This window comes from Embleya sp. NPDC056575, assembly GCF_042793325.1.
In the GTDB taxonomy this organism is placed as follows: Bacteria; Actinomycetota; Actinomycetes; order Streptomycetales; family Streptomycetaceae; genus Embleya.
On the sequence record NZ_JBHTVA010000071.1, the window covers coordinates 40,651 to 53,751 of the forward strand.

Annotated in this window: 11 protein-coding genes; 8 read left to right on the plus strand and 3 right to left on the minus strand. The window is 70.6% G+C overall.

Translation table 11 applies throughout. The features are described 5' to 3' along the window. The first annotated feature begins 30 nt into the window (after positions 1 to 30). Positions 31 to 1,329 carry an Ig-like domain-containing protein gene (locus tag ACFRCG_RS38760; protein WP_380040369.1) on the plus strand — a complete coding sequence of 433 codons (1,299 nt, stop codon included), beginning with the start codon at positions 31 to 33 and terminating at the stop codon, positions 1,327 to 1,329. A gap of 112 nt (positions 1,330 to 1,441) precedes the next feature. Here ACFRCG_RS38760 and ACFRCG_RS38765 read toward each other — a convergent pair whose 3' ends face one another. Then, positions 1,442 to 3,751: an MMPL family transporter gene (locus ACFRCG_RS38765; RefSeq protein ID WP_380040371.1), complete on the minus strand. Its 2,310-nt coding sequence runs from the start codon at positions 3,749 to 3,751 to the stop codon at positions 1,442 to 1,444. Positions 3,752 to 4,099: 348 nt separating this feature from the next. Between ACFRCG_RS38765 and ACFRCG_RS38770 the strand changes: the two genes are divergently transcribed. From ACFRCG_RS38770 to ACFRCG_RS38800, 7 genes are all read left to right on the plus strand, one after another. Next, positions 4,100 to 5,431, plus strand: coding sequence for a sensor histidine kinase (locus ACFRCG_RS38770; protein WP_380040373.1), 1,332 nt, complete (start codon positions 4,100 to 4,102; stop codon positions 5,429 to 5,431). Next, positions 5,428 to 6,108 carry a response regulator gene (locus tag ACFRCG_RS38775; RefSeq protein ID WP_380040375.1) on the plus strand — a complete coding sequence of 227 codons (681 nt, stop codon included), beginning with the start codon at positions 5,428 to 5,430 and terminating at the stop codon, positions 6,106 to 6,108. The genes ACFRCG_RS38770 and ACFRCG_RS38775 overlap by 4 nt, the downstream gene beginning before the upstream one ends. Positions 6,109 to 6,150: 42 nt before the next feature. Next, positions 6,151 to 7,287: a Fic family protein gene (locus tag ACFRCG_RS38780; protein WP_380040377.1), complete on the plus strand. Its 1,137-nt coding sequence runs from the start codon at positions 6,151 to 6,153 to the stop codon at positions 7,285 to 7,287. Positions 7,288 to 7,414: 127 nt separating this feature from the next. Further along, positions 7,415 to 7,816, plus strand: coding sequence for a hypothetical protein (locus ACFRCG_RS38785; protein ID WP_380040379.1), 402 nt, complete (start codon positions 7,415 to 7,417; stop codon positions 7,814 to 7,816). Positions 7,817 to 7,904: 88 nt separating this feature from the next. Then, positions 7,905 to 8,516: a hypothetical protein gene (locus ACFRCG_RS38790; protein WP_380040381.1), complete on the plus strand. Its 612-nt coding sequence runs from the start codon at positions 7,905 to 7,907 to the stop codon at positions 8,514 to 8,516. A gap of 55 nt (positions 8,517 to 8,571) precedes the next feature. Continuing rightward, a complete protein-coding gene (locus ACFRCG_RS38795) occupies positions 8,572 to 8,802 on the plus strand; it encodes a hypothetical protein (protein WP_380040383.1) in 231 nt (76 codons plus the stop codon). A gap of 53 nt (positions 8,803 to 8,855) precedes the next feature. Beyond that, a complete protein-coding gene (locus tag ACFRCG_RS38800; RefSeq protein ID WP_380040385.1) occupies positions 8,856 to 9,824 on the plus strand; it encodes a hypothetical protein in 969 nt (322 codons plus the stop codon). A 15-nt stretch (positions 9,825 to 9,839) separates the two neighbouring features. Here the strand turns inward: ACFRCG_RS38800 and ACFRCG_RS38805 are convergent, their stop codons facing one another. Continuing rightward, positions 9,840 to 10,619, minus strand: a complete 780-nt coding sequence (locus tag ACFRCG_RS38805; protein WP_380040387.1) for a tyrosine-protein phosphatase — start codon at positions 10,617 to 10,619, stop codon at positions 9,840 to 9,842. A gap of 125 nt (positions 10,620 to 10,744) precedes the next feature. Next, on the minus strand, positions 10,745 to 13,009 hold the full coding sequence (glgX, locus tag ACFRCG_RS38810) for a glycogen debranching protein GlgX (RefSeq protein WP_380040389.1): 2,265 nt from the start codon (positions 13,007 to 13,009) through the stop codon (positions 10,745 to 10,747). Positions 13,010 to 13,101: the final 92 nt, after the last annotated feature.

Sequence of the window (13,101 nt, forward strand, 5' to 3'; positions counted from 1 at the left end):
TTCCGGTAGCGCAGCGACTTAGGGAGATCCATGTCGACGACGGCAGCAGGGGCCACATCCGGTTCGAGCGCACACAGACCTCGTTCGCGACGGCGGATCCGCAGGGCCCTGCCGGCGCTCGCGGTGTGCGTCGCGCTCCTGGGCGCGGGAGCGTGCGGTGGGGGCGACGGGAAGAAGGACGGGAAGGACGCGAAGGACGACAAGGTCGCGCCCATCGCGCAGACCAAGGCTCCGGACGGCGCTCCCAAGGTGTCCCAGGCGGTGGTCACGATCCTGCCGAAGGACGGCGCGACGGAGGTGGCCACCGACGGCGCGCTGAAGGTGAGCGCGAGCGCCGGGAAGCTGACCCAGGTCACCGTGACCGGCTCCGAGGGCGGCAAACCGGTCGAGGGCACCATCTCGCCGGACGGGGCGAGTTGGCAGCCCGCCGCGGCCCTGCAGACCGGCACCAAGTACGCGGTGTCCGCGACCGCGACGGACGCCGCCGGGCTGGTGTCGGCGCTCCAGTCCTCCTTCACCACGCTCACCCCGGCGAACACCAACTACGGCGTGTTCAACATCGACGCGAACGAGACGTACGGCGTCGGCATGATCGTCTCGCTGGAGTTCACCAAGAAGGTCACGGACAAGGCGGTGGTGAACCAGTCGGTCAAGGTCACCTCGGAGCCCGCCGTCGAGGTCAAGGGCCACTGGTTCGGCAACCAGCGGTTGGACTTTCGCCCGGAGAAGTACTGGAAGCCCGGCACGAAGGTGACCCTGCACCTGGACCTGGACGGGAAGCAGACCTCCCCGGGCGTCTACGGCAAGCAGAAGAAGGACGTCACCTTCACCGTCGGCCGCGCGCAGACCAGCGTCGCCGACCACACCGCGCACACGTTGACGATCACCCGCGACGGCGCGCTGCTCAAGAAGCTGCCGGCCAGCCTCGGGGACGCGGAGAACCCGTCGTGGAACGGCAAGATGACGATCATGTCCAAGGAGCCCACGGTGCACATGGACTCCCAGACGGTCGGCCTGGCCAAGGGCGTGTACGACATCAAGGACGTCCCGCACGGCATGCGGCTGAGCAACACCGGCACCTACGTGCACGGCAACTACTGGCGTACGGACCCGCTGCCGTTCGGCAAGGAGAACACCAGCCACGGCTGTGTGAGCCTGCAGGACGTCAAGGGCGGCGGCGACCCGAGCATGAACGCCGCGTGGTTCTACAAGGAATCGCTGATCGGGGACGTGGTCGAGGTGATCAACTCGCCCCGCAAGACGGTCGATCCCGACAACGGCTGGAGCGGCTGGGCGATGGACTGGGCGGGCTGGACGGCGGCGAACTGATCGGTTCGATCACCCGAACGCGCGAAGCGCGCAACCCCGAAGGGGGCGGTGCCGGTGTCCCGGCGCCGCCCCCTTCGGGGTTGCTGGTCGTGGTGTGTCCCGGTCGGCTCGGTCAGCCGTGCGGCTGGTCCGGGCGGTAGTGCTGCCCGTACGGCTGCCCGGGGTAGGGCTGTTGCGCCTGGTAGGGCTGCTGTCCCGGGTAGGGCTGCTGCCCGGGGTAGGGCTGCTGTCCGGCGTACGGGGCGGGCCCGTAGCCACCGGCCATCTGCGGCTCGGTCACGAGCGTGCGGTCCGTGTCCGGGTGGCCGTACGCCGTCGGCGCGCCCGCCCCGCCCCCGTGCCCTTTGTCGCTCCGCCGCGGCCACCACAGGCCCCGGCCCAGGATCGAGGCGATCGAGGGCACCAGCACGATCGAGAGCAGCATCGAGGAGAGCAGGATGCCGACCGCGGTGGCGAAGCCGATCTCGGCGGTCGCGGGGCTGGCCGCCAGGCTGGCGAAGGAGCCGGCCAGGACCAGACCGGCCGTGGCGATCGCCGGCGCGGTGTGCCGGACCGCCTCGGCCACCGCCTTGCGGGCCGGGACCGGCCTCTCCATCTCCTCCCGGAGCCGGTCGCTCATCAGGATGTTGTAGTCGGTGCCCAGCGCGACCACGAACAGGAACAACACCAGGGGCAGGGTGAAGGACACCCCGGGGCGGTCCAGCATGTGCTGGAAGACCAGCGTCCCGGCGCCGAGCGTGGCCACGAAGCCCAACCCGACCGCGAGCATCAGCACCAGCGGCGCCAGCACCGAGCGCAGCAGCAGGAACAGGATCAGCGCGATCAGGATCGCGGCGACCGGGAAGACCAGCTTGAGGTCCTTGTTCACCGCCGTGGCCACGTCGGCGAAGATCGCCGCCGTTCCGGTGATGTGCGCCTCGCTGCCCTCGGGCGTGTTCTTGGCGATGGTGCCGCGGACCGGGCCGGTGATCAGGTCACGGGCCTTTTGGGTGTCGGCCTTGGCGGCCAGGAACACATCGATCCGGGCGGCCGACCTGTCCGGGTTGAGCACGGGCTTGGCGACCTGGCCGACACCCTCGACCTTGCCCAGCGCGCCGGTCAGCCCGGTGAGCGAACGTTCGTCGAGCTTGCCGCCCGCCTTGGTCTGCACGTAGACGGTGTGCGGGTCGGACACGCCCGCGGGCAGCGAGCGGGAGATCTCGTCGGCGGTCCTGGTGGCGTTGGTGGTGGGCTGACCGTGCTGGTCGTAGCTCATCTTCACGCCGACCGCGCCGGCGCCGAGCGCACCGAGCAGGACCAGGCTGCCGATCAGGTAGCGCACCGGACGCGCGCTGATGTTCTCGCCCAGTCGGGCGGCGAAGCCCGCCGGGCGCTCCTTCTTCCACGCCCGCGCCGGCCAGAACATCGCCCGGCCGGTGACCGCGAGCAGCGCGGGCAGCAGGGTGAGGCTGCCGATCAGGGCGACGAGCACCGAGACCGCGATGGCCGGGCCGAGCACCTTGAACTGCCCGAAGCTGGCGATGCCCAGGGTGGCGAACGCCGCCACGATGGTCAGCGCGGCGCAGGTGATCGCGTTGCCCACCCGGCCGGCCGTGTTGGCGGCGGCCTCGCGCTTGTCCATGTTCGGGTTGCTCCGCAACTCCTCGCGGAAGCGGAACATCAGGAACAGGAAGTAGTCGACGACGATGCCGAGCAGGACGACGGTGATCAGCGACGGAACGGACGGGTCGACCTTGATGTCCAGGAGCTTCGCGCTGCCGGCGACCGCGCCGGTGGCGACGCCGCCGATCAACGCCACCGCGAGCAGCGGCAGGATCGCGGCAAGGATGCTGCGGAAGACCACCACGTTGAGCAGGATGATGAGACCCATCGTCAAAGCGCCGACGAGTGCCTCGGTGTCCTTTTCCTCGTCCATGTTGTCGACCGTGCTCGCGATACCGCCGGTGAATCCGACCCGGAATCCGGCGGCCTGGTAATCGGTTTTCGCGAGATCGCGAGCGTCCCGATACACGTCCTGGAGACCGGTGTCGTTCGCATTGCCGCTCAGCGACAGGGTGAGCAGTTGGAACGTCCCGTCGGGCGCGACCACGCCGACCGTGTAGCGCGGCGTCTGGGAGAAGTCCTTGGCGAACTGCTCCGGCTCCGCCTTGATGCGCTTCGCGGACAGGCCGGCGGCCGTGTCGGCGATCTTCTTCTGGTCCTGCGGGCCGAGCTTGGCGCCGTCGGCGCGGGCCACGAGTACGGTCACCGCGTTCGGGTCGGGCTTTTCGTCGAACTTCTTCTCGGCGATCTGGATCGCCGCCGCGGAATCGTATTTCTTCGGCAGGAAGTCGCCGGTCGACGAATCGGTGACACTGTTCATCAACGGCTGGCCGACGGCGGTCAGGGCTATACCGACGATCGCCCAGACGATAATCGTCATCCATCGATGACGTGTGGCGAACGCGGTTGTTCTACGGATCATTTTCCTTCTCCGCCGTCGGATCGAAACATGGGAGTTCGATGCGGAACTCCGGAATGCCTCAAGCTGATCACGCGAAACCCCCCTCGGACATCGACCGGGGGAAGGGGAGTGGACCGGGACCACGGTCCGGGCGGATCGCCGAACCAGGACTCCGGTCCGGGGCGCGGATCATCTGCGATGAGGTTCAGAAAACCGGGCACGGGCGATGGAATGGGACGACCGGGCGGACGGGCGGGGCGGGCGGGTGGGGGACGCCGGCCGCGGCACGGGCGAACGAACGGCACCAACCATGAAGGAGGCCCACGGATGGGCTTCGAGCACCGCTCAGCGGCGGGGCCGGCGACGATCACCACGATCGGGGCGCCGGCCGCGGAGCCGGCGGCCGGTCCGGGGATCGGGTCGGCGGTCGGGTCGGCCGGCGCGGGTTCGGATCTCCGTCCGAGGCCGGGGTCGGGGTGGTACCCGGGGCTGGTCGGGCTGGTCCGGCGGCGGATCCGGGCCTGCCGGCGCACCCGTGCGGACCTGCTGATCGCGCTCGGCTGCGGGGCGGGCGACCTCGCCTCGTACCTCGGCGCCGGCCATACGGCCGCCCCGCACGCCTCCGTGATCGGCGCGCTGCTGATCACGGCGGGCGCCGGTGCGCTGTTCTTCCGCCGGCGTCGGCCGATGGCCGTGCTCGGCGTACTGGTCGCGCTCTACGTGGCGTTGTCCGCGGTCGTCACGATGCACGCGCACAACTTCTCCGTGTCGGTCGCGGTCGCGCTGTACACGGTGGCCCGATACCGCGGCGCACGTGCCATCGGTGCGGCCGGTCTCGCGGCGCTCGCGGGTCAGGCGGCGCACACGACGCAGGAGAACTCGGCCACGCCGCTGATGGTGGTCGGCGACACGTTGTTCATCGCCCTGGTGATCGCGGTGGGCGTCTGGGTGCGCCGGTGGCGCGAGCAGGTGGCGCTGAACCGGCGGCTGCTCGCGGAGCGGGCGGTGACCGAGGAGCGCCGGCGGATCGCGCGCGAACTGCATGACATCGTCGCGCACCACATCACCACGATGTACCTGATGTCCGGCGGCGCGCGCGCCACCCTCGCCCGCGATCCCGAGACCGCCCGGGAGGCGCTGCTCACGCTGGAGTCGTCCGGCCGCACCGCGCTGCGCGAGATGCGCCAACTGCTCGGCGTGCTGCGCGGCACCGACGCGGCCGAGGACGCGCCCTCCGAACCCCAGCCGGGGATCCGCGAGATCGACCGGCTGCTCGCCGAGTCGCGCGCGGCCGGGCTGCCGGTCGAGTTCGAGGCGCTGGGCGAGCCGCGTCGGGTGCCGTTGGCGATCGGGCTCACGCTGTACCGGATCGTGCAGGAGGCGCTGACCAACGCGCGCCGGCACGCGGGTGACGCGCGGGCCTTCGTACGGCTCGAATACCGGTCCGACCTGGTCGCGGTGGAGGTCTGCGACGACGGCGACCCGGGCCGCGGGGGCACCGCGGTCGCGGGAGGCGGGTACGGTCTTCTCGGTATGCGCGAGCGTGTCGCCGTGCATGGTGGTGTGCTCGAGACGGGCAGGCGTCCCGAAGGCGGATTCCGGGTCGCCGCACTCGTGCCCCTGCCGCCGGCGGAGCCAGGAGAGGACTTGAACCGATGAGCGTGGACGCACCCCCGGTCACCGTGCTGCTCGCGGACGATCAGCCGCTTGTGCGTCGTGGCCTGGCGCTGATCCTGCGCTCCGATCCCGGCATCGAGGTGATCGGCGAGGTCGACGACGGCGCGCAGGCGGTCGAGGCCGCGCATCGGCTGCGTCCGAACGTGATCCTGATGGACATCCGTATGCCGGTGCTCGACGGCGTACAGGCCACCGCGCGGCTGACCGAGGAACTGCCCGAGTGCCGGGTGCTCGCGCTGAGCACGTTCGACATGGACGAGTACGTGGTGGGCGCGCTGCGCGCCGGGGCGATCGGCTTCCTGCCCAAGGACGTACTGCCCGAGGACCTGATCGCGGCGGTGCACACGGTCCACCTGGGCGAGGCCGCGGTCGCGCCGCGGCTGCTCACGCGCCTGATCGAGTCCTTCGTCAAGGCCCCCTCCGCCCCGCAGCCCTCGGCGACGGGCCTGCGCGACCTGACCCCTCGCGAGGTGGAGGTCCTGCGCCTGATCGCGGCGGGCCTGGACAACGCCGAGATCGCCCAGACGATGAGTATCGGCGTCCAGACCGTCAAGAACCACGCCACGGGCCTGTTCGCCAAACTCGGCGTCCGCGACCGCGCCCAGGCAGTCGTCTTCGCCTACGAGTCGGGCCTGGTCCAGGCGGGCCGGACGACGTAAGGGGTTCACGCGAAATTGTCTAGATGATGGTGTCATCTAGACATGCTCTTTCGTGTTCCTCGCCTCGACGACCGTGATGCGCGCGCTCTCCAGGAGATCGAGGAGATGCGCACCCGTCTGCGGCACATGCTGCGCCCCGAACTCCGGTGGTCGGGGCAACTGCGGCGGAATCTCACGGCCCGGGCCATCGCCGGTTCCAACACGATCGAGGGATACGCGGCCTCGGTGGACGACGTCGAGGCGCTGTTGTCGGGGGAGGAGCCTTCGGAGGTTTCCGAAGAGACGCGTGTGGAGGTCGAGGCGCATCAGCGCGCGATGACCTACATCCTGGGCCTCTCCGACGCGGGGGAGGACTTTCGTTACGACATGGGGCTGCTGAACGGTCTGCACTTCATGATGCAGGGTCACCACGTGAACAAGCGCCCGGGTCGATGGCGCAAGGGCCCCGTTTACGTCACTTCCCCGGAGGACCCCGCGGTCGCCGCATACACGGCGCCCGAGCCTGGTCGGGTCCCGGCGCTGATGGGGGAACTGGTGGCCTGGCTCAACGAGGGTGACCTCGAATCGCCGGTCCACGTCCGGGCCTCCATGGCCCACCTGAACCTCGTGAGCATCCATCCCTGGCCCGATGGCAACGGTCGGATGTCGCGCGCCGTGTCCACTCTGGTGTTCTCTCGGGAGGCGCTGATGCCCGCAGAGTTCTCCTCCATCGAGGAATGGCTGGGTTATGGGCAGAACACGTACGCGTACTACGGCGTTCTTCAGCAGGTGGGTGGCCCTACCTGGGACCCTTCCCGGGACGCCCACGCCTGGATTCGTTTCTGTCTGGGTGCCCACCACCGACAGGCTCAGATGGCGGGCAGGCGGGTGGACCTGTACTCCCGGATCTGGTGCGAGCTCACCGAACACGCCGAACGAGCCGGTCTCGACGAGCGCGTGGCGTTCGCCCTGATGCCCGCGGCGTTCGGGAACAAGGTTCGACGGCCGGTGTATCAACACGATGCCGACATCAGCGAGCAGTCCGCAGTCCGCGACCTTCGGGAACTGGTGGCCCAGGGGTGGCTGGAACCCCACGGCAAGGCCCGGGGCAGGCACTACACCGCCGCGCGCCGAATGACGCCGATTCTCGAGGACGTGACCAGGACCATGCCTGCGTTCAGCGACCCCTACCGCGACTGATCCGCCTGGGCCGAACAGGTGACGGAAGTGCATCAAGTCGTGAGTGTGGGGGGCGCGGGCGGGCGCGGCGGGTTGGGATGGGGTGTGCGGGGGCCGGAGTCGATCCGACGGATGAAGGTGTCACCCCATGTACGACTCGGCCGAGCCCGGCGGTAACCCCTACGCTCCGCGTCTGGTGGCCGCAGGGCAGACGTTCGACGTGATCGAGGTGGATGCGCGGTTGGGGCGCGAGGTGGTGAAGCACCTGCGGGCGGCGGGCATTCGGGTCGGGCCGGTGATCCACGACCGGCGCTGCGCGAAGATGGGCTTCCTGGTTCCGGTCTCGGGTCCGGATCGCACACGGCTGCGGGATCAGCGCGGGCCGAGTCGGCACGGTCTCGGGGCCTGGGTGACCTTTCCTCCGCCGCGTGGCGGATCCGGGCCGCTGGTCTGGTACATCGCGCCGAGCGAGAACGCCGTGCCCACTCCGCTGGGCCCGCTCGACGCCGCCATCGCCCGCGCGGCGGCGTCCCTGATCGAGCACGACTGAGGGCCGGGCGCCCCTTCGTAAAGCTCTCGTCAGCGGTGGGAGCGCGCCCATACGATGCGTGCCTCGGTTGCGGAGACAGGGGTGGCGAATGGTTCCCGTGGGTCGGCGGATCGACGAGTTACGCGGCGAGGTGGCGGGTCATCTCGGGGCTCGGCGGCGGATCCGGCAGTGGATCGCCATCGGGTTCGTGCTCGGGCTGCTGATCGGTGCGGGGGTCGCGGCGGGGGCGGCGTCGCTCTACTGGCCGGAGAAGGACAAGCCGCTGAAGATGATGATGCGCGAGTGGGAGATCCCGGTGAAGGCGGCGCCGGTGCTCAGCGGGCAGACCACGTTCACCGCGCAGGGGCTGACCTGCGGCATCGAGTGGATCACCGGCACACACGCCGAACACTTCGCCAAGGGCCGGCTGTGCCGGGTCAAGATCTCCATCGCCAACAACTCGCTGGCCACCGTGCAGGTCGCCAACCTGGAGCAGCGCCTGGTCCTCTCGGACGGCACCCAACTCGGCATGGACCTCGAATCGATGGAGATCAAGCGCCAGTTGCGCGAATTCACCCTCGGCGCCTCCGACACCCTGGTCGAAGACCTGTGGTTCGACCTCCCCGCGAACATCACCCCTACGGCCCTCCTCCTACGCACCAACGCCGAAGCCCCCCAGGGCCGCGCCGACCTCCCCCAAAAGGACTGGTCGAAGAAGTGACGCCCGCAGGAGGACACTTCGGGATGCGGGAGCTTCTGTCCCCATAGCATCAGGTATGTCCGGTCGACGACTGGCCGTGCTGCTCGAAGCCGCCGCCGAGGACGCCCGCGTCGACCGCGTCGCCTACGAGAGCATCAACGTCCGCGGCAGCGACGTGCATCCCCTCGACGAGGAAGCGTTGTTCGATCTGATCGTCGCCGTGGCGGACGGCTCGATGGGGGACGTCGCGGGGATCGTGGCGGCGTTGCGGGCCGGGGTTGGTGGTGGCCGGCGCGGGACCCCCTAACATCGGGGCGAGTCGGCGCCTGACGGGGGCGCGTCGTCGAGGAAGGCCTGCGTGTGACGCACTCGGGGATCGAGCGCAAGCCGATGTTGGTGTTCGGTTGGATTCCGCTGCCGAAACGGGTGGCCGAGCGCTACTTCGTGCCCGACTACCGGCTGATCGGGCGCGATGTGACGCTGGAGCGGGTGCGGGCGATCCGCTCCTGGCTCGGGCTCGGCGTGCTGGTATGGATCGCGATCACCTATGGGGGCACCGACGACGCCGCCCAGGGCTGGATGGCGAGCTTCATCGCCTCCATCTTCGTGGCGATCATCGCCTGCCCGATCGCGGTCGGCATCATCATCGCGCTCACCCGCCCCGACGTGCGGACCGAGACGCGCAAGAGCCTGATGTTGCCGCTGCGTTCGCTCGCCCTGTTCGTGGTCGTCTCGGTGGCCACGCTCGGTGGTCTGGGTGCGTTGGCGTACGGCTCCAAGCAGGTCAACGCCGGTGCCAGTGTGCAGGCGTTCTTCCTCACCGTGCTCGGCCTGGCCGTTTCCATGTGGGTGTTGCGCTTTTGGTTCCTCGCCGTGCGGGCCATCCCGCAGCACCTGTTCCGCGCCGTGGACGGACACCCGCTGCTGCCCGCCGTGATCGCGCCCTGGCTCTCGTGGTGTGGCGCGCTGATCGACCTCGGGGACGACGGCGGCAAGGGCGCGCTGCCGACCGGGGTGCGGCTGATCGGGTCGCTCGGCGGCCCGATCACGATCACCATGATGTCGATGTGGGAGATCCGCCGGGTGCGCGGCCGCTACGGCGTGACCTTCCGCGGCGGCCCGCACCCGACCCGTCGCCCCGAGCCGCCGATGCCGCCGACGTCGTTCCCGCACCAGACCGGCCCGTGGGCCGCGCCGCAGCCGGCCAACCCGTGGCAACCGGCCCCGCCGTACCCGTCGCCGCAGGCCAACCCGCATCAGCACCCGGCCTGGCAGCAGCCCCAGTACCGCCAGCCCCCGCCGCCGCCGTGGGGCCCGCCCCGAGGCTGACCCGTCCGCCCCGGCTCAGTCCGTCAGCAGCCGCTCGCGCAACCGCGCGACCTCGGCGTCGGAGACCCCCAGGCCGTCGCGCACGTAGCCCTCGACCGACCCGTACCGCTCCTCCGCCGCGGCGAACGCCGTGTCCAGATACTCCACGTGCACGTCGAACACCGGCGCGAGGTGCGCGGGGTCGAAGCCGCGCTCCGCGATGTGCTCCAAAATCGCCCGGTTCTTCTCCGCGAGGTGCGCCGCGCTGGCCAGATAGTCCTCGACCACGGTCGCCCGGGGCACCCCGAGCAGCGTGAGCAGCACGGCGGACGTCCACCCGGTCCGGTCCTTGCCGTGCGAGCAGTGGAACACCGTCGGCGCCGGCTCGTTCGCCATGCGCGCGAACACCGAGCGGTACGCGGCCCGAGCACCCTCGCTCGTCACGAACCGCCGGTACACCTCGCACATCAGCTCGCGCCCGGCGGTGCCGCCGAGCAGTTCCCCGGCCCGATCCGGGTCGGCGAACACCTCGCCGAACAGCTCGTCGTTCTCCCGCCCCATCACGTCCGCGATCAGCAGCTCGGCGCCGGCCGGCACCCGGTCCGGCTCGCGGTCGCGCTCGGTCGCCGAGCGCAGGTCGATCACCAGGCCGATGCCGAGCCGCACCAGCGTCGCGGCGTCGGTCGTGTCCACCTCGCCGAGGCCGTCGGAGCGGTACACGAGGCCCGTGCGCACCTTGCGACCGGTCGCGGTGGCGTGCCCGCCCGCGTCACGGAAATTCGGGGCGGTGACCAGGATCGGCGTCGGGGACGTCATGGTGCGCGGTCCTTCGCTTCGAGGGGGATGTCGGGCCGGGCCGGCGGACGGCGGGACGCCACACGCGTGCGCAACGCCGTCGGTATCTCCACCCTACGCGAGCGTACGGCGTCCATCGCCCGGCCCTACGTAGGCGCCCACACAGCGTGCTCCACCCGCAGCAACATCGCCGACCGCCCCGCGAGCCGCAGTCCGCCGCCGCCCGCGACCGGCTCGCCGTACCGGGCCATCGGATCCCCCTCCAGCGCGGTGTCGAGCACCACCTCGTACGAGTGTGCCCACGGCTCGTCCGGCAGGGTGAATCGCATCGGCTGCGACGACGCGTGCAGGATGAACAGGAAGCTGTCGTCCACGATCCGCTCACCGCGCGGGCCGCGCCGGTCGATGTCCAGGCCGGACAGGTACATCCCCAGCGTCGAGGTCGGCGCGAACCAGTCCCGGCGGGTCATCTCGCGCCCGCCGGGGGTGAACCAGGCCAGGTCCCGCAGCCCGTCCGGGGCGACCGGTTGCCCCGAGTAGAACGCCCGGCGACACAACACCGGATGCGCGCGACGCAGGTGGATCAGCCGCGCGGTCAGCTCGACCAGCGGGCGCCACTCCGGCGAGTCCAGGGCCGACCAGTCCAGCCAGGACAGCTCGTTGTCCTGGCAGTAGGCGTTGTTGTTGCCCGCCTGGGTGCGCCCCATCTCGTCGCCGGAGGTGATCATCGGCACGCCGGTGGACAGCAGCAGCGTGGTCATCAGGTTGCGGATCTGCCGCTTGCGCAGCGACACCACGTTCGGGTCCGCCGTCTCGCCCTCGTAGCCGTGGTTCCAGGACCGGTTGTTGTCGGTCCCGTCCCGGTTGTCCTCGCCGTTCGCCTCGTTGCGTTTGCGCTCGTAGGTGACCAGGTCGCGCATCGTGAAGCCGTCGTGCGCGGTGACGAAGTTGATCGAGGCGTACGGGTTGCGCCCGTCCCGCTGGTACAGGTCGGAGGAGCCGGACAGCCGGTACGCCAGCCCCCGCACGTCCGGCCGGGCGCCGCGCCAGAAGTCCCGCACCGCGTCCCGATACTGGTCGTTCCACTCGGTCCACAGCGGCGGGAACGCGCCGACCTGGTAGCCGCCCGCGCCCAGGTCCCACGGTTCGGCGATCAGCTTCACCCGGGACAACACCGGGTCCTGCGCGATCACGGTCAAAAACGAGGACAGTCTGTCCACGTCGTGCGTGGACCGGGCGAGCGCGGCGGCCAGATCGAACCGGAAGCCGTCCACGCCCATCTCGATCACCCAATAGCGCAGCGAGTCGGTGATCAGCTGCAACACGTGCGGCTGGACCACGTTGAGCGTGTTCCCGCACCCGGTGTAGTCGGTGTAGTGCCGGCCGCCGCCGGCCAGGCGGTAGTAGCCCCCGTTGTCGATCCCGCGAAAGCACAACGTCGGCCCGCTCGGCCCGCCCTCGCCGGTGTGGTTGTAGACCACGTCCAGGATCACCTCGATCCCGGCCGCGTGCAGCGCGTGCACCATGTCCCGGAACTCGTGCACCTGGCCGCCGCGACCGCCCGCCGAGGCGTACGCCGCGTGCGGGGCGAAGAACCCCACCGTGTTGTAGCCCCAGTGGTTGGTCCGCCCGCCGCGCGACAGGTGTTCCTCGGAGACGAACTGATGCACCGGCAACAACTCGACGGCGGTGACCCCGAGCCGGACCAGGTGGTCGATCGCGGCCGGGTGGGCCAAGCCCGCGTAGGTGCCGCGCAGCTGCTCGGGGATGCCCGGGTGGCGCGCGGTGAAGCCCTTGACGTGCAGCTCGTAGATCACGCTCTCGGCCCACGGGATCTTCGGCCGGCGGTCGTGCGACCAGTCGGCGTCGTCGGCCACCACCACCGACCTGGGCACGAACGCCGCCGAGTCGCGATCGTCGCGCACGGTGTCGGGTCCGCCGTACACATGCCCGAACACCGCGTCGTCCAGCCGGAATTCGCCGTCCACCGCGCGGGCGTACGGATCCAGGAGCAGCTTGGCCGGATTCCACCGCGCGCCGCGCTCGGGCTCCCAGCGCCCGTGTACCCGATAGCCGTAGCGCTGTCCGGGCCGCACGCCGGGGACATAGCCGTGCCACACCCGAAAGGTCTGCTCGCGCAGCGGCAGCCGGGTCTCGCGCGACGTTCCGTCGGGGCCGTCCTCGAACAGGCACAGCTCGACCGCCTCGGCGTCACCCGCCCACAGCGCGAAGTTGGTGCCGGCGCCGTCGAAGCGCGCGCCGAGCGGCAGTCGGCGGCCGGGCCACGGCGGCGGCGGTCGGCCGTTGCCCGACCGCACGGCGTCGAGCGCGTCGCCGAGCACGCCGCGCACCTCGCCGAGCACCGCGTGCGCGTCGACCTCGGGGTCCGTCGATTCCCACTCGAGCGTCACGGCCGCCTCCCATCCCGGTCACCAGGATGTTCCCGCCGGGCCCGCTCGCATACACGTACACGCCGCGGCGGCGGCATCCCCCGGGGGATGCC